This window comes from sulfur-oxidizing endosymbiont of Gigantopelta aegis, assembly GCF_016097415.1.
GTDB lineage: Bacteria > Pseudomonadota > Gammaproteobacteria > GRL18 > GRL18 > GRL18.
This window is the reverse complement of sequence record NZ_JAEHGE010000001.1, coordinates 544,697-561,257: the sequence shown is the minus strand read 5'-3', so window position 1 is coordinate 561,257 and position 16,561 is coordinate 544,697. Positions and strand designations below refer to the sequence as shown.

Genomic DNA, 16,561 nt, shown 5'->3' with positions numbered 1-16,561 from the left:
TTATTTTTCTGACTTCGTTGCGAATACTTATTTGATCTGTTTGAGATCTTTAATGATCAATTTTAACCAGACTTAGAAATTTTATTTTTTTGCCTCTAAAATCCTGTCAAGAACTTTTTTGACTTTTTTAAATGATTTGGGTGTAGTTCCTTTAAAACGACAAAATTCATTACCCAAAGTTGTTAGCCTCTAAAAAATCATAATTTCGTTTTTTTGACATTTTCTTATAAAACTTTCAATACATTTCAAAGTCACCACTGTACCCTGCTAGAAAAAGCATATGTTGAAATGCCCAGTATTAAAATGTTTGATCAAACTGAATATTCACATATACAAGACTATGAAAACAATTGACGGTTGGATTTATCCATAATAGTCCCATTTTCAAGCAACTTTCAATATTTTCTGTGGCAAATGAGGAATTTTAAATAATTTACTCATTCTTTTTGGATATTTCCGCCAACGTCTCTCATTTTCTTTTTCTTCTTTGCGAACCTGCAGAATATCTGTTTCAGCAAATCGCTCTGCAAGCGTCTCTTTGCCTTTCAACAATATCCTGAGATAATCCAGATTGGATAAATTCCTGACTAATGGCGTATCCGCTAACATTCCTTTCAATGTTTTTGTTAAAGAATGCTGGCCACTTTTTTTGCGTCGGTCACGTTTTAAAAAACGAAAGGATTGCTCCATCAGATTATTCGTTCTTTGTGGTTGGATCATCATTTTACCTGAAGGTGTTTCAATCTCAATAGGATCAGCAAATAACTTACTCCAATATTTGTCAATTTGTTTAACCATCTTGTGATAACTGGTATCACTTGATGCCAGTTTAACTATTCTGGATGAATGACGAAATTGACTCACTCGTTTTTCGATGTTTTTTATATCATCATCGCCATTATCATTGAGTCCCTGAGTTTTATCCGGACAAGCAATTCTCATTGCCTCTCTCAACTCATCAAAGATGATTATTTTTTCCTGAATTCGTTGAACCAGTTTCTGTAGTGCTCGATCCGTTAGCGTCCGACTCATTACATCAACAGGAATAGTCTTAATCCCTTTTTGTTTGAGTTGTTTTAATAAGGGATATGCTTCCTTTAAGCGCAGATAAAATTCCAGATGAGGTCGATCAAATGGAAACCCCAGCCCATTGCTTACGCTGTTATATTCTAAAACCCATGAGATGAAAATATAAGCAGTTAGTCTGGGATCAAAATCATCGTTAATGCATTGAATGGTCTGATGACTTAAATACCCATTGAGACTATCAGATAGAGTCAGATCATTATCAATGAGCTGTTTAAGTTGTTTTGAACATTTTTTTAGCTTTGCCTGAATATTATAGGCGCGAGTATAACGGCGGATCGTTCGATATTCAAAATCAAATAAGTCTTTACCCAAATCCCGTAAAAAATGGAAATGACAAATAAAGTCAGCAACACCAGGAAACACCTGTTTAACCGATTTCAAAATAGCATTGCCCATATCATGAACACAGGCAATGGGTGAGCCATAATCGGACTTGAGATGCTGCAGCAGTGGAATAATGTATTGACTGTCTTCGGTTGGCATCTTCCGGTTACCCAGCACAATATTGCTCAAACCATCAATACAGCTGAACAAATGACAGCAAAACTCGGTGAAGTAACTTATTCTTATGAATTAAGCTGAAAACAGCATTTTTTGTTTGCCTGATGCTTTTTAAAATTTTTTTTGTTCTTTCTTTCTAAATAGCAGGCACGGGAGATGCTGCGTTTAATCGACGCATTTTCCCTAAAATAGGTTTATTTTCTTATTTTTACAGGTCTCATCTCCTCATAATCGTCTCTGTACAATAAAAAATCCATTAAATGTTCCCAGGAGTCCATCACAAAAAAGGTAATAACCCCTCTGAACTTTTCCCACATTAATTTTCTTGATTACCCATAAAGCTCCGCCATTTTTAGGAGCTTTCCATTCATAGGTGGCGTTTTCATCGCCACGCATAAAAACCTTGGCATCATGTCTTTTAAGTTAAAGCGTCTATTAAACCGATAACAAAATTCAGCAAGATACCGAGGTAAATGTTTTGAGTTAATGGAATGATAGCTTCCCTTCATAGAGTTTTTAATATTACCTATCATAGTGTTAACCCAGATAAACTCAATTTTATCAACACTTGCCGCACCACCACCCGTGACGATTGGAACATGCTTACAGTCAGCTTCTTTAACCGCAGGAAAACAATTTAACCCATCTGAGTAAACAGTACTTCCAGGTGTTAAATGAGTTTGTGCCCATCGTTTTATTTCACTGGATTTAAACCCTTTAAGCACATTTAAATTCATTGCAATCGGGTGTCCATCTTCATTAGTAGAAACGGCTGCAACGAACGGTGTTTTATTTTCTGAACCACGACCTCTGGAGCCGCCTCTGTGCTCACCACCCCAGTAGGCATCATCAATTTGAATGATGCCTGATAAAGGTTTACTGTCATCACGTTCTTTCATAACCTGCATGATCTTTTGTTTCATACTCCAGGCTGTATTGTAGCTTACCTTAAGCTGTCTCTTTAATTCTAATGCTGAAACCGCTGTCTTCAATTGAGTCATAAGATGAATCGCTAAAAACCACTTAGATAAAGGCAGTTTGGTACTATCAAATATTGTCCCACAGGTTGCTGATGTCTGATGATGACAATGGTGGCACTGATAAAGATGGCGATGTTCTAGAGTGCAATAAGTCTTATTGCCACACTCTGGGCAAACAAATCCATCAGGAAATTTCCATTTAAATAAGGCTTGTCGGCACTGTTTGTCAGTGCCATAATCATTAAAAAGCTCAAATAAACTATAACCTTCTTGAAACTGAATTTTATTTTTGACATCATTCTACTCCACACATAATCTATACTTTAATTATAGTATAATTATAGTATAATTATCGAAATATGGCGGAGCTTTGTGGGTAATCAAGTTAATTTTTTAGAGCCAAACTTTTTACGACAAGCTTGATAAGCCCCATCGGTTAATTCAAAAATTTGATGGAAATAAAAAGCCAGCAAGGTTAACAGATACATATTAAAGCTCAGGTGCTTCTTCCCATGACCATAATTATGCTCAATGTGATAGCCTTGGTTCTTTAATGTGTTGAAACATTCGTTTTCTATTTTCCAACGACATCGACCCGCCTGGGTCATTGTTTGAATATTATGTTCACTGATCTTTATGTCGGTGACCCAGCTATTTCGGTAGATAATTTTCCCTGCGGTATTGGTGAGGGTATATTCAAAAGTTAACTTCAATGGCATTTTTTCGCCATGTAAAGGGACATTATTTTTCCATCGATAATGATGTTGGTGCCCTTTTTCGTCAATCCAGTCCATTGATGGGAGTTCAGAAAATGCTTCAAGCCATTCAAATAAATATGTGTGATCACCAGGTTTGGCAACCAATAAATAATGCATCATTTCTTCAATTATATCTTCTATCATAGGTTGATGTGACATCAAACCATCACCACAAATCATAAATCCTTGTCTTGGATGTGCTTTTTTAGATTGGCTATAAAACGTTTGGCTGCATTACTTTCACAATCCTGTTTTTTGTACCATCCGTATTTTGTATTGCTTCAGGCATGACAGGGAGCACTTGTTTTTATCGGGGTGCATAATGGCACCTTGTAAAACAACATGACTGTAGGTTATTTCACCCGTTCTATGTTCTTTATGAAGACAACAGTCACAATGGATTTGCTTAGAGGAATAATATTGCGTGCCATCAATAACACAAAGCAATGTGTTGGGTAATATGGCATACTCTTCAAGATGCTTATGTCGTCTGAGTCGTTCAAATAAATCTTTAAATGCAGGTGCAAATGTTTTAGAGGGTATGAGATCCAAAATGTCTCTTAGTTGACTATTTTTAGGAATTTTTCAACATTAAAAGAGTGCGTAAATTATTTTGATTCTGTTCCTCTTCCATCTGTTTCTGAAATTCACTTAAAGAGGGATCTTGAAAATACATGCAGGCAAAGCACTCATAAGCACATCATGTTGACTGTAATCACACTTTCCTTGTACTCGGCTATCTTTGATTGCATGAAAGTGCAGTGAGATGGCCTGTTTCAGGGCAGAAAAACTTAAATGTTTTTTTGCTGACTTAAAGAGGCCAAAATTCACAGTACCAAGCATATAAAAGGGAAATATTTTTTAACATGAAGTCATTCAACCAATTGAAAACAAGAGTTTGATCTTTGTTTCTCAAAATGCAAGCTTTTATTTGATTTTTAATTTTGCTAAAGTTACTGCGAAAAGTTTTTTATTTCTGCTTGTAAGCACCACTACAACTCAATTGTTCATCTCAGCGAGAATTGCTGAACAAATGAGGGCTATCGCCTTCACAGGTGCCATCCATGTAAAATATAGCCACCCTTTAAATCCAGATAACTTTTAATTCAACATGACTGGCTTGATGTGCTAACGTGAGATAAACAATAAATCGCTTACCCAAAAACGGATTTCATTCTCAGAAATTATCACGTTTTGAGTGCTAACTCAGACTGAATTTGTGATTCATTGCGACAATGTATAAATAATGCCGTACCGATAAACTCAATCACATCAAATCAAACTGACCTCCATGAGGTGTTAATGCACGCAACTCTTCTGAACGAACAATTGTCTGGCAAAATGGACATTTTTTGAGTTTCGATGGCTCAAACTCACTCACATTAAGAGTGGTGACTATTTTTGGCTGGTTTTATAAATAAGCAATTTGTTTGCACAACAATCACATTGACCGGCTTCAGGATAAAAATACAATGTGGGTCTATGAGGAAAGAGATAATAAGTCCTTAGACTGTCTGATAATTGATCAATTCTGGAGCGGATCAATTTGACAATTTCATGATCCGTTTTTTATGTCATAGTAAGTTAACAATAAGCCAGTTGACTTTGTTGTACATTGATACCCCGTTGTTTTAAATTGAACTCAATTCTCCTCATCAATGATGTGCTCATGCCCTTGAATAATTTCAAAAATACTGATAATAATGGTTTCAGAGGCAACGTCACACTCAATGCTGTCATGAGTTCAATCTTTGCCATTGTGCTTGTGCCAGAGTCATCATGACCAGATAGACAAAACTTGATCCGCTATGATCGACGTTGTAATGGGTATACTTAACCGACACACACTTAAAATAACTAAAAGATAAAGTGTGACCTAAAATGAATGATCAAACAAAAACCGAATAAAGCTATACATCAGAATTTAAAGAATCAGCTGTCAAATTAGCTAATGAGACGGATCAACCGTTTCTCAGACTGCCAGGGAGCTAGGTGTTAATGTAAATACTCACATACCTGGATCAGAATATTCCAAACCGGTGAAGACGGTAGCCAATAGAAGTGATGAACACTTTATGATGAAGTAAAACGTCTGAAAAAGTTGGCAAAAGTGATTCAGGAGCGTGATTTATTAAAAGGCCACAGCGTACTTTGCAGGGAAACTTTGTGAAGTACGCATGGATAACTGATCAGGCTAAGATTACCCGGTAACGATTCTGTGCCGTTTTATGGATGTTCCCGTAGTTGCTATTATGATTGGGTTAGCTCTCCAAAACGGATAGAGATAAAGAAAATGAAGCGCTTACTGAGCAGCTAAAAAACTGTTTGAAGACAGTCGCAAGACTTATGGAACCCGTCGTCTTAAAAGACTGGCTGAAAAAGGCGTTCATATAAGCCGCCGGAGAATGGTCGATTAATGAAAAAGCCGGTTTGTTTTGTAAAACGAAGAGACGCTTTAAAGCGACGACTAATTCCAAGCATAATAAGCGTATATCTCCAAATTTACTGGAAAGAGAGTTTACTGTCTCTCAACCTGATCGCTACTATGTGGGTGATATTACCTATATTGCCACCAAGGAAGGCTGGTTATATTTAGCGTTGTCATTGACTTATTCTCTAGGCAAATTGTTGGCTGGTCGATGGATGAGCGAATGAAAGCCAAGCTAGTCAATGATGCTTTACTGATGGCCATATGGAAGCGTAAACCAATGGATGGATTGCTTTGGCATACTGACCGAGGTAGCCAATATGCCTCTGATAGTCATAGAAAATATTGTCGGATCATAACATAATTCAGTCTATGAGCCGCAAAGAATGCTGGACAATGCTGTATCAGAGAGCTTCTTTCATAGTTTGAAACTGAATTGACGCACCATTGTCGATTCAAAACCAGATAAATCAAAGCAGGCAATATTTGAATATATTGAGGTATTTTATAATCGGAGCGACTTCATTCGGCTAATGATTATTTGTCACCAGTCGATTATGAAATACAGCAGGAAATAGCTTAAATCGATTGATTGAAGAGGGTAAAAGGCGACATAAATGCGCCCATTACCGTTGACGGCCATCGGCTCTCAGCCTGTGCCGTGAAGATATTGTAACAGGATCATTACCGTTGTGAAAATACCTTGGGTGAATGGAACGGCTCTATCGTTCCAGAGGGCAAAGCCCTTTCTTTCATCTGTTAAAGTTAACATGAGAAACTAAAATGATAGGAAATACAAAATGACAAAATCACTTGAAACAGCCAAAAAATATTTAGAAAACTGTCCGGAAAAGTGTTGACACATCAGTTGCAACAAATGAGTCTTAATCAAATGAGTGAGAGGATTTTGTACCTGAATGTGTAATAATGTTTTTAATTCTTTATGGGTCATCCCTGTCGGAGAATTTGAAGTTATTTGAATCAGTGTATTTTAAGCGTGCCATATTTTGAAAAAGATATTTTCTCATAAAACCACAAACCATTGGGATTAAACCTCACCATTGATTTAAGTGCATGATGCTGACCGGCATGTGAGTAGCTGGTCAGTAATTCTACTTTTTAAATCACGAAACAGACTGCTTCGTGGCCTGTCTGGAATTTCATGACGAATTTGCTTCAGCGACATGACTTTTTTCGACTGGAGCAGCTTGCGGATCAGATTGGGATAAGATGGCTTCATTGTTTGAGACCATTATGTGTTTGTTAAATTATATATATAATAGTCTCACTTCTGGCAATGGAAGTCTACTTTTATCTCTGTAAGCTATTGTTTCAGATTGATCAGACTTAGAATTATAGCGTTGTTTTATATGCAGAAAAAATCATAAACTCCCTGCTGTGCTTGTTCAGGTAGTGCCTGCCAATCTTTTTTTTATTGTATTCATTTTACTGCCCTAATTTATTTGATCCAGTAATAATTTCACGCTATATACCGTGACACTTGAAATAACAGTTGCTCTCCGTCAGCTGCATACATTACAGGTTATACAAATAGCTTTAGGTCAATACTAGCATGGCCTTTAGTGGTGTTCAATACTATCAATTGTTGCTATATGAAATAGGTACAAACTTACTTCAGGTGCTAATGCTCTTCGTGTCGTAAAGGTTAAAACTCTCTTTCTTGAAAATTTGCACATTGAGTCAATAAGTTTGCACAAAATGACAAGAAATAATAATTGTTAAGAAGCATAATGGCTTTGAATTTAACCTGTGGTTCTATGAACCCCGTGAGGGATATAGTATTGTTAGATGAAGAGAGATTGTGAGTGATATCAAAAAAGCTAATTTATACCGTTTAGAACAATGTAGTGAAATGGTTGAGTTTTCGAATGATCGAGTCGATTGGATTCTGGCTCGATTAACCTGCTTAGAAGCGAATACTTTTGGCCTTATATTGCCAGTGATGGTATGCAGTATAAGTATTGCCGTGAAGCAAAGCACCCACCTGAAAAGATGGTACAGACTAAAGAAGTCCTAGGGCTTGTGTGCTAATACTATAGTCATTTAATCGACTGTCATTTAATCAAAATTTACCACTTTGCCGGTGGCTAAAAGATCACGCATTCAGCAATATTAGTGACCCGATCACCCATGCGTTCTAATTGATGAATGATCCACAATTGATAGGTATAGGTGATCGCATCTTCGGGGTTGCTTTGCATACGCTTAAACATTTTATCATTGAGGCGGTGTTCTAGTTCATCTATTTCGTCATCTAATAGAGCAACATTATTGGCCTTTTGGGCATCCTGCTCAGCATAATCAATCAATACTTCATTGAGCATGGCAATGCATTTTTTGCCATTTCAATGATATCCGGTTCCATAATTTGTTCTTTTGTGGCAACTTGCGAACAATTTTGGCATGGCCACTGCATAATCGGCAATACGCTCAAGTTCTTTGGCGATATTCATGTCGGATAATAGTTCGCGCAGATCGTGGGCGACAGGTTGTTGTCGGGCAATGACTTGAATGCAGTCGGCTTCTACCTGTGATGTGTCAACACTTTTCCGGACAGTTTTCTAAATATTTTTTGGCTGTTTCAAGTGATTTTTGTCATTTTGTATTTCCTATCATTTTAGTTTCTCATGTTAACTTTAAACAGATGAAGAGAAAGGGCTTTGCCCTCTGGAACGATAGAGCCGTTCCATTCACCCAAGGTATTTTCACAACGGTAATGATCCTGTTACAATATCTTCACGGCACAGGCTGAGGAGCCGATGGCCGTCAACGGTAATGGGCGGCATTTATGTCGCCTTTACCCTCTTCAATCAATCGATTTAAGCTATTTCCTGCTGTATTTCATAATCGACTGGTGACAAATAATCATTAGCCGAATGAAGTCGCTCCCGATTATAAAATACCTCAATATATTCAAATATTGCCTGCTTTGCTTCTACTCTGGTTTTGAATCGACAATGGTGCGTCAATTCAGTTTTCAAACTATGAAAGAAGCTCTCTGATACAGCATTGTCCCAGCAATTTCCTTTGCGGCTCATAGACTGAATTATGTTATGATCCGACAATATTTTTCTATGACTATCAGAGGCATATTGGCTACCTCGGTCAGTATGCCAAAGCAATCCATCCATTGGTTTACGCTTCCATATGGCCATCAGTAAAGCATCATTGACTAGCTTGGCTTTCATTCGCTCATCCATCGACCAGCCAACAATTTGCCTAGAGAATAAGTCAATGACAACCGCTAAATATAACCAGCCTTCCTTGGTGGCAATATAGGTAATATCACCCACATAGTAGCGATCAGGTTGAGAGACAGTAAACTCTCTTTCCAGTAAATTTGGAGATATACGCTTATTATGCTTGGAATTAGTCGTCGCTTTAAAGCGTCTCTTCGTTTTACAAAACAAACCGGCTTTTTCATTAATCGACCAATTCTCCGGCGGCTTATATGAACGCCTTTTTCAGCCAGTTTTCTTTTAAGACGACGGGTTCCATAAGTCTTGCGACTGTCTTCAAACAGTTTTTTAGCTGCTCAGTAAGCGCTTCATTTTCTTTCTCTCTATCCGTTTTAGGAGAGCTAACCCAATCATAATAGCAACTACGGAAACATCCATAAAACGGCACAGAATCGTTACCGGGTAATCTTTAGCCTGATCAGTTATCCATGCGTACTTCACAAAGTTTCCCTTGCAAAGTACGCTGTGGCCTTTTAATAAATCACGCTCCTGAATCACTTTTGCCAATTCTTTTTCAGACGTTTTACTTCATCATAAATGTGTTCATCACTTCTATTGGCTACCGTCTTCACCGGTTTGGAATATTTACTGATCCAGGTATGTAGAGTATTTACATTAACACCTAGCTCCCTGGCAGTCTGAGAAACGGGTTGATCCGTCTCATTAGCTAATTTGACAGCTGATTCTTTAAATTCTGATGTATAGCTTTTATTCGGTTTTTTTGTTTGATCATTCATTTTAGGTCACACTTTTTATCTTTTAGTTATTTTAAGTTGTGTGTCCGGTTAAGTATAGCCACATTACTGAGCTTGTAATTCATTGATGACGGCATCGTTTTTTATGACTTCTTCAGCGAGTGTGAGGCTGAGTGTTTTATAACATTGAATTGATTTTTCAATGGCAATGTTGGTTTTATGACCCATTTTTAAAATATTTTTGCGAATGATGCTTTCTTCTTTCGCTAAAAACTGTGCTAGCATGTTTGATATCCTTTTTTAAACGGTCTTATCTTTTGTTGTTTTGGGGTCGAGTTATGTTTTTAATCTTATATTGTATCTAATGGTATACTATTATTAAGTTTTTCTGATAACGCCACCAAGTTTGGCATAATGCATTAAATTGGCAATGCTCAGGGCGCGATCAGCGACCTTTTCCAAACGACGTAGAGCTGCCATCACATCTTGATAGTCCTTAGTCAGATGCATGTCACTATTGATTTTTTTGAGTAAGGTTTTTTCAATGATCTTATAGAGATCATCATTTTTACTTTCTTCAAGTGACACGGTTGAATAATAATCATCGACCAATTCAAGATCATCAAGGGCTAACAGTTTCAGTGCATATTCCAATGCGATCACTGATGATTTTTGTAGCGGGATGGCATATTCCAGAATAAGATCCCGGTCAAGTTCATCGCTTAGGGCGATGGGAAAATCATGAATAAATGAATTGCTACTATTGGCAATGCGATCAAACTCATTGGTAATTTTTAAGAATGCAATCAACTCTCTCAGGTCACGTGCTTCTGGAGTGTATAAGGCAAATACTTTAATAATCAGATTGTCGATCAAATCAATTTTTTTGTAACGCTCTTTTTTGGAAATTTTATTAATTTCTGTGAGCAGACAGGGCTGACAGTGTTCCAATTTTTCCAAAATAAGCTTATTGATATCCAGTGTTGATTGTCCTAATTTTAGGACTTCATCAAGGATGATTTGTAGTTTTTCTTTTTCTGTGGGTAGCATTATCCATACCTGCCTGTAATATAATCTTCGGTTTTCTTTTTGCCTGGATTAATAAAAATAGTTTCTGTGTCAGAATATTCTATTAAATCGCCTAAGTGAAAAAATGCCGTATAATCGGCAACACGTCCTGCTTGTTGCATATTGTGAGTCACAATAACAATGGCATATTTTTCTTTGAGTTCTAGCATCAGTGCTTCGATCTTTTCTGTTGAAATAGGATCTAATGCGGAGGTTGGCTCATCCATCAAAATAACATCCGGTTGCACTGCGATGGTTCTAGCTATACAGAGTCGTTGTTGCTGACCACCTGAGAGTGATGTGCCAGGTGTGTTCAGTTTATCTTTGACTTCATTCCATAAGCCTGCTTGAACTAATGATTTCTCAACTAACTCATGACAGCCTTTGCCTTTTTTTACGAAGCCATGCTTAATGGGTGCATAAGCAACATTGTCATAAATGGATTTTGGGAATGGATTGGGCTGTTGAAAAACCATGCCGACACGTTTGCGTACCGAGACTTCATCAACATCCTTATCATAGATGTTTTTACCATCAATAATGACCTTGCCTTCGACTCGAACGGAGCTGATCAATTCGTTCATGCGATTCAGGCAACGTAAAAAAGTTGATTTGCCACAACCGGATGGGCCAATTAAGGCAGTGATTTTATTTTTATAAAGATCCATATCAATATGATGCAATGCATGATTGTCACCATAATATAAATTCAAATCACGTACTTTAATTTTTATGTCCGGTGTTTCTGGTGCAGAATGTTCATTGCTCATATTTCTGCCCTACCTGCTGTGTGAGTTACCATATTGTTACCATTTTACTTCAAATTTTTTGCGTAAATAAATTGCCATAGTATTGAGTGTGATCAATACCGTTAGCAGCACCATAATGCCTGCAGCCGTACGTTCAATATAGGCACGTTCAGGCATGCCTGCCCAGGTGAAGATTTGTGCGGGCATGACCGTGGCAGCTTCTAAAATTGAACTGGGGCTATCGGGAATAAAGGCAATCATGCCAATAATAATTAGGGGGGCTGTTTCACCCATTGCCTGTGCCAAACCAATAATCGAGCCGGTCATAATGCCGGGGAATGCTAAAGGTAGCACATGATCCTGAACCACTTGTATTTTGGTCAGCCCCAGACCATAACCTGCTTGGCGAATACTATCAGGGACACTTCTTAATGCCGCTCTGGAACTAACAATAATAATGGGCAATGTCATGAGGGCTAAGGTTAAACCGCCGACAATCGGTGTACTACGAGGCAGGCCAAAGAGGTTAATGAACACGGCCAAGCCCAGTAAACCAAATAAAATAGAAGGAATCGCCGCAAGATTATTGATATTAATTTCAATCATTTGTGTCCAGCGATTATCTTCGGCAAATTCTTCCAGATAGACTGCGGTCATGACGCCTAGAGGAAAGGCCACGGCCATGGTGACTAAGAGAGTGAGTATGCTTCCAAATATAGCTGATTTGAGGCCAGAATTTTCTGGGATCTTAGAGTCGCCATGGGTGAAAAAGATGACATTGAACTGTAGTCGAAGTTTCCCCTGTGCGTGCATTTCGTCGACAGTTTTTAAGATTTTGTCTTTAATTTTGTAATGGTGTCCCTTGAGATATTGATCCACCTGATGATTGACCAAAACCCAAGTATTTTGTGTGGTGTTCATGAGCTCTGGATTTTCTTCAACTGAGCGAGGAATGTTTCTCAGCCAGGCACGACTGACAATACGACGGTATTTTTTATCGATGGCCTTACGAGTTGATAACAGTGATTTTTCATTGTAAGTCACATCAATTTGCATATAGGTTTGTTGAAATGCCGGTAGTCCCTTGATGATCATATCACCCAGAAAAAATACCAGAAAACTGAGTGCAAATGCTACGCAGGCAATGGTAAACCATTTGAAGCGTGTTGCACTGGCATGACGTTTTTTTAGCGAGGGATCATGGAAGGGATTCTCTGCTAAGATTTTTGTAGCAATTTTTTTATTCATTATGACTATTTTTCAATTAATTTTTATAAGGTATTAATTTTATATTTTTCTTTAAACTTACGGATCAGGGCGACAGAAATAATATTTAAAACTAAGGTAAAGACAAACAGGATCAAACCTAAAGCAAAGGCTGATAAAGTGTCGGGTGAATTAAATTCATGATCACCGACCAGTGCATCGACAATACGTACGGTGACAGTGGTCATATCTTCGAGCATATTCCAGGATAGGTTGGGACGTAGGCCAGCAGCCATCACCACGATCATGGTTTCGCCCAACGCCTTAGACAAGCCTAAGAGAGTGGCAGAAATAATACCGGGTAAGGCGGATGGAATCACAATCGCCTTAATGGTTTCGCTCATGGTCATACCCAGTGCTAAAGAGGCTTTACGTTGTGAGTCGGGTACGGCTCGAATAACGTCATCACTTAAGGATGAAATAATGGGGATGATCATAATGCCCATCACGACACCACTGGCCAAAGCACTATTAAATGAGGCGTGGATACCGAGCAGGGCAAAGAAATTAACAATAAAGGGGGCTACAGTGATGGCGGCAAAAAAACCATAAACAACGGTCGGTATGCCGGCCAGTATTTCCAAGAGTGGTTTTAAGCGACCACGGAGTTTAGGGGAGGCATATTCACTCATAAAGATGGCACTGCCTAAGCCAATGGGTAGGGCAACAAACATGGCAATGAAGGTGATCATGAAGGTGCCGGCAAAAATAGGTAAGGCACCAAATTTACTATCAGCAACACCAGGAGACCATTCTGTGCCACTGATAAAATACCAGAAACTTTTCATTTGAAAAAATTCAATGGCTTCAAAGAGAATAGAAAATAATACGCCAAAGGTCGTTAAAATGGAGACAGTGGCAGCTGCGATTAACAGGAACTTGATGATGCGTTCTTTAATCTCATTATGTATTTTTTTTGATTCAAAAGCTTTCAATAGATACCCCGGAGAGTAGAAATAACAACATAGAAATATGACTGAATTTTACTCATTTAGAACGGGCAAAGTACACCTAAGAAGGTATACTTTGCCAAACAACCCATAGCAACATCTAAGGTTTATTTTTTGCTTAAATCATCCAAAGTTAATTTAGTATATTTAGCAACACTGGCTCTGATTTTAGTGCGGCTATCATCAGGTAATGGAATTAAGCCAATTTCACTTAAGATGCCTTCAGGTCCAATCATGTCTTCTTTCATGAACATAGCGACATATTGATCCATTGCTGGTACGTCTTTTCTATGTGAGTTCTTGGTGTAGAAGAATAATGAACGTGAAATGGGGTACTTGCCACTCGAAATTGTCTCAGGTGTGGGTACGATGCCATTGATTTTTGCGGCAGACACTTTATCATCGTTCTCAATCAGGAAGCTATAGCCAAAGATGCCAATCGCTGCTGGATTTTTGCTGAGCTTTTGCACAATAAGGTTATCATTTTCACCAGATGGAACATAAACGCCATCTTGTCTGACTTTATGGTATTTTTTATAGCCTTTGTTTTTCTTTTTGTCTTTCTTATACAAAGAAGTATAAACATCCATCTTCTTAGTTTGACCTTTCATGATCATGTCTTCAAAAGCATCACGAGTACCTGAACTGGTTGGTGGACCATAGATAATGATTTCTCTATCAGGTAGGTTTGAATCAATTTGATTCCAACGCTTATAGGGGTTTTTAACCAGGCTCTTACCATCTTTAGAAGGAACTTCTTCAGCCACGGCTAATAGCAGGTGCTTTTTAGATAGTTCTAAGCTTTTATTGTTTTTGTTTTGTGCGATAGCGATGCCATCAAAACCGATGACTGCTTCGGTAATATCAGTCACGCCATTTTTTTCACACATGTTAAATTCTTTGCTTTTCATACGACGTGAAGCATTGGTAATGTCGGGTGTGTTTAGGCCATTGCCCTTACAAAACAACTTCATACCGCCGCCAGAACCTGTTGATTCAACGACTGGGGTAGGATTTTTGCTAGTTGCTCCAAATTCTTCTGCAACTGAACTGGAAAAAGGATACACAGTTGAAGAACCAACGATGCGTATTTGATCACGAGCTTGAACCATATTGATTGAACTGACCATAATAGCGGTTGTAGCTAATAGGGACAGCGCTGATTTTTTAACTATCATTTTTTTTCACCTATAATTTAATATTAGGAGCATCTTATAGGATGAATATGACAGCTATGTGACAATATGTCATAAAAGAATTACTGAGAGCTTAGAGTGACGGAATTGCCCAGAATATTTTAGATACACCGTAGGTATTATGACATAAATATGAAATGTGTCAGTTTGCATGGAAAACAGAACTTAAATGCGGCGCTAAAATGATAGGCTAAGTGAAGAAACTGCTTAAAAAAATACAAAAATACCTCTATACTGTGACCAAGTTAATATTTTCTTGAGGCGATAATTTGTCAGAGCTTGATCACTTTTATGTGCCCACCCTAAACGCGGTGTGGCATGTAATGGAAAAATTTAATGTCGATCCGAGTCCGATTTTTGAAAATTTTGGCTTGTATGAAGCTGATCTTCAGGACAGCTCTAAGCGCTGTCATGCCTATATTGAAATTGCCCTATGGCATCACGCGCAGAATATTATCAAAGAACCTTGCTTAGGACTTAGTTCTGGCCGAGACACCTGGCACCCGTCACAAATGGGTGCCTTAGGCTATGCCTGGTTAGCCAGTGCGACCTTAGAACGTGCCTTTCATCGTCTTAGTCGTTTTCAACACATCGTCACCAATGCCTATGAAGTGGATATTGACATGAGTGAAAGCCTTTATAAGGTGTCTATTCGATATTCCAAGCAAAACCCGGCCTTTCAGGCACGTTCAGAATCTATTCTCAGTACTTTGCTCTGCATGAGTCGCATGAATTTTGGTAATACTCTGGAAGTACAGTCAGTTTCCTTTGTCCATCCCGCACCCGATAAATTAGAAAAATATCGAGATGTGTTTAATTGTGAGCCTGAATTTGCGGCTTCTATGGATAGTATTTCATTTGGTCTGAAAGACATTAGAAAAAACTTGCCCAGTGCCAACCCTATTTTTGCCGAAATGATGGATCAATCGATTATCAAAACATTGAGTCAATTGGAAACAGACAATATTGTTTCGCAGGTCAAAAGTGTCATTATTGAGCAACTCTCTTGCGGTAAAATTACTGAAGAAGATATAGCGGGCTTGCTCAATATGAGTAAGCGTAAATTGCAGCTCAAACTGGCAGATGAAAATGTGCGTTTTAAAAGTATATTGGATGAAATTCGTTCAACCTTGGCACGAGATTATCTTAATGAACAACATTTATGTTTAAGCGAGATTGCTTTCTTATTAGGTTTTTCAGAAGTGAGTTCTTTTTCCAGAGCCTTTAAACGTTGGACAGGGATTTCACCGGGACAATTCAAGAAAAGCTAGCGCCTAAGAAAAGGTTGAAGTACTGTTGGAAGTTAACAGTTGTTGGGAGTTAACAAGGGAAATAATATGCCCTTGCTTATAAAATTATAAGTTCGTGGCATATTAGATAAGGAATATAGTTAGGGGTAAACAAATCGCACATAGTGAAAAAATCTCAAAATGCTCAGGTCAAGTGAATTGCGACTTAAATTACGCCCCCTAAAGTTGTGTGCTTTTTTTTGTTATTATTATTTTTTTTCTTCTTATTTATGGGTTTAGTATAAGCCAATTAAGAATATATTCTTGACTATTTGTGCAAATAAAATGACATTTTGTGCAATTATTAATAAAAAGAGGTGTTTTTATATAAT

Annotated in this window: 13 protein-coding genes and 3 pseudogenes; 2 read left to right on the top strand and 14 right to left on the bottom strand. The window is 38.0% G+C overall.

What is annotated here, in order from left to right:
* Positions 1–384: 384 nt before the first annotated feature.
* The 5 genes from JEU79_RS02825 to JEU79_RS25730 form a co-directional block, all read right to left on the bottom strand.
* Entirely contained in the window at positions 385–1,572 is a 1,188-nt protein-coding gene (locus tag JEU79_RS02825) for a transposase (RefSeq protein ID WP_198262873.1), read from the bottom strand.
* Between the two features lie 347 nt (positions 1,573–1,919).
* Positions 1,920–2,852, bottom strand: a complete 933-nt coding sequence (locus JEU79_RS02820) for an IS1595 family transposase (protein WP_198265832.1) — start codon at positions 2,850–2,852, stop codon at positions 1,920–1,922.
* A gap of 98 nt (positions 2,853–2,950) precedes the next feature.
* Positions 2,951–3,508: a hypothetical protein gene (locus JEU79_RS02815; protein WP_198262872.1), complete on the bottom strand. Its 558-nt coding sequence runs from the start codon at positions 3,506–3,508 to the stop codon at positions 2,951–2,953.
* Positions 3,509–3,568: 60 nt separating this feature from the next.
* Positions 3,569–3,880 (bottom strand): hypothetical protein, encoded by a 312-nt coding sequence (locus JEU79_RS02810; RefSeq protein ID WP_198262871.1) that lies wholly within the window; start codon positions 3,878–3,880, stop codon positions 3,569–3,571.
* 1,032 nt (positions 3,881–4,912) lie between these two features.
* The gene (locus JEU79_RS25730) at positions 4,913–5,086 is read right to left on the bottom strand and encodes a hypothetical protein (protein WP_214660476.1); all 174 of its coding nucleotides are present in this window, start codon (positions 5,084–5,086) and stop codon (positions 4,913–4,915) included.
* A 150-nt stretch (positions 5,087–5,236) separates the two neighbouring features.
* Here JEU79_RS25730 and JEU79_RS28285 point away from each other — a divergent pair.
* Positions 5,237–6,339, top strand: a pseudogene (locus tag JEU79_RS28285) (IS3 family transposase); the annotation flags it as partial.
* A gap of 1,525 nt (positions 6,340–7,864) precedes the next feature.
* On the opposite strand, the gene JEU79_RS02790 reads toward JEU79_RS28285, so the two are convergent.
* The 9 genes and pseudogenes from JEU79_RS02790 to JEU79_RS02750 form a co-directional block, all read right to left on the bottom strand.
* A complete protein-coding gene (locus tag JEU79_RS02790) occupies positions 7,865–8,107 on the bottom strand; it encodes a PhoU domain-containing protein (RefSeq protein ID WP_281401032.1) in 243 nt (80 codons plus the stop codon).
* Positions 8,108–8,122: 15 nt separating this feature from the next.
* Positions 8,123–8,299: pseudogene (locus JEU79_RS28280) on the bottom strand (PhoU domain-containing protein); the annotation flags it as partial.
* A gap of 297 nt (positions 8,300–8,596) precedes the next feature.
* Positions 8,597–9,753, bottom strand: a pseudogene (locus JEU79_RS02780) (IS3 family transposase).
* A gap of 63 nt (positions 9,754–9,816) precedes the next feature.
* Positions 9,817–9,996 (bottom strand): PhoU domain-containing protein, encoded by a 180-nt coding sequence (locus JEU79_RS02775; RefSeq protein WP_198262867.1) that lies wholly within the window; start codon positions 9,994–9,996, stop codon positions 9,817–9,819.
* 93 nt (positions 9,997–10,089) lie between these two features.
* Complete coding sequence (locus JEU79_RS02770) at positions 10,090–10,761, bottom strand: phosphate signaling complex PhoU family protein (protein ID WP_198262866.1); 672 nt, start codon at positions 10,759–10,761, stop codon at positions 10,090–10,092.
* Entirely contained in the window at positions 10,761–11,549 is a 789-nt protein-coding gene (gene pstB, locus JEU79_RS02765) for a phosphate ABC transporter ATP-binding protein PstB (protein WP_198262865.1), read from the bottom strand. The genes JEU79_RS02770 and pstB overlap by 1 nt, the downstream gene beginning before the upstream one ends.
* Before the next feature lie 36 nt (positions 11,550–11,585).
* Positions 11,586–12,776 carry a phosphate ABC transporter permease PstA gene (gene pstA / locus JEU79_RS02760; protein ID WP_198262864.1) on the bottom strand — a complete coding sequence of 397 codons (1,191 nt, stop codon included), beginning with the start codon at positions 12,774–12,776 and terminating at the stop codon, positions 11,586–11,588.
* A 23-nt stretch (positions 12,777–12,799) separates the two neighbouring features.
* The gene (gene pstC / locus JEU79_RS02755) at positions 12,800–13,729 is read right to left on the bottom strand and encodes a phosphate ABC transporter permease subunit PstC (RefSeq protein ID WP_198262863.1); all 930 of its coding nucleotides are present in this window, start codon (positions 13,727–13,729) and stop codon (positions 12,800–12,802) included.
* 122 nt (positions 13,730–13,851) lie between these two features.
* The gene (locus JEU79_RS02750) at positions 13,852–14,922 is read right to left on the bottom strand and encodes a PstS family phosphate ABC transporter substrate-binding protein (RefSeq protein WP_198262862.1); all 1,071 of its coding nucleotides are present in this window, start codon (positions 14,920–14,922) and stop codon (positions 13,852–13,854) included.
* 341 nt (positions 14,923–15,263) lie between these two features.
* Here JEU79_RS02750 and JEU79_RS02745 point away from each other — a divergent pair, with 341 nt between their 5' ends.
* A complete protein-coding gene (locus JEU79_RS02745; protein ID WP_198262861.1) occupies positions 15,264–16,211 on the top strand; it encodes an AraC family transcriptional regulator in 948 nt (315 codons plus the stop codon).
* Positions 16,212–16,561 lie beyond the last annotated feature (350 nt).

Bases quoted from the DNA above. Each gene is read 5' to 3' on its own strand.
- pstB (WP_198262865.1), bottom strand. From the start codon at position 11,549: ATGAGCAATGAACATTCTGCACCAGAAACACCGGACATAAAAATTAAA.
- JEU79_RS02775 (WP_198262867.1), bottom strand. From the start codon at position 9,996: ATGCTAGCACAGTTTTTAGCGAAAGAAGAAAGCATCATTCGCAAAAAT.
- pstA (WP_198262864.1), bottom strand. From the start codon at position 12,776: ATGAATAAAAAAATTGCTACAAAAATCTTAGCAGAGAATCCCTTCCAT.
- JEU79_RS02770 (WP_198262866.1), bottom strand. From the start codon at position 10,761: ATGCTACCCACAGAAAAAGAAAAACTACAAATCATCCTTGATGAAGTC.
- JEU79_RS25730 (WP_214660476.1), bottom strand. From the start codon at position 5,086: ATGGCAAAGATTGAACTCATGACAGCATTGAGTGTGACGTTGCCTCTG.
- JEU79_RS02750 (WP_198262862.1), bottom strand. From the start codon at position 14,922: ATGATAGTTAAAAAATCAGCGCTGTCCCTATTAGCTACAACCGCTATT.
- JEU79_RS02745 (WP_198262861.1), top strand. From the start codon at position 15,264: ATGGAAAAATTTAATGTCGATCCGAGTCCGATTTTTGAAAATTTTGGC.
- JEU79_RS02825 (WP_198262873.1), bottom strand. From the start codon at position 1,572: ATGCCAACCGAAGACAGTCAATACATTATTCCACTGCTGCAGCATCTC.
- JEU79_RS02815 (WP_198262872.1), bottom strand. From the start codon at position 3,508: ATGATTTGTGGTGATGGTTTGATGTCACATCAACCTATGATAGAAGAT.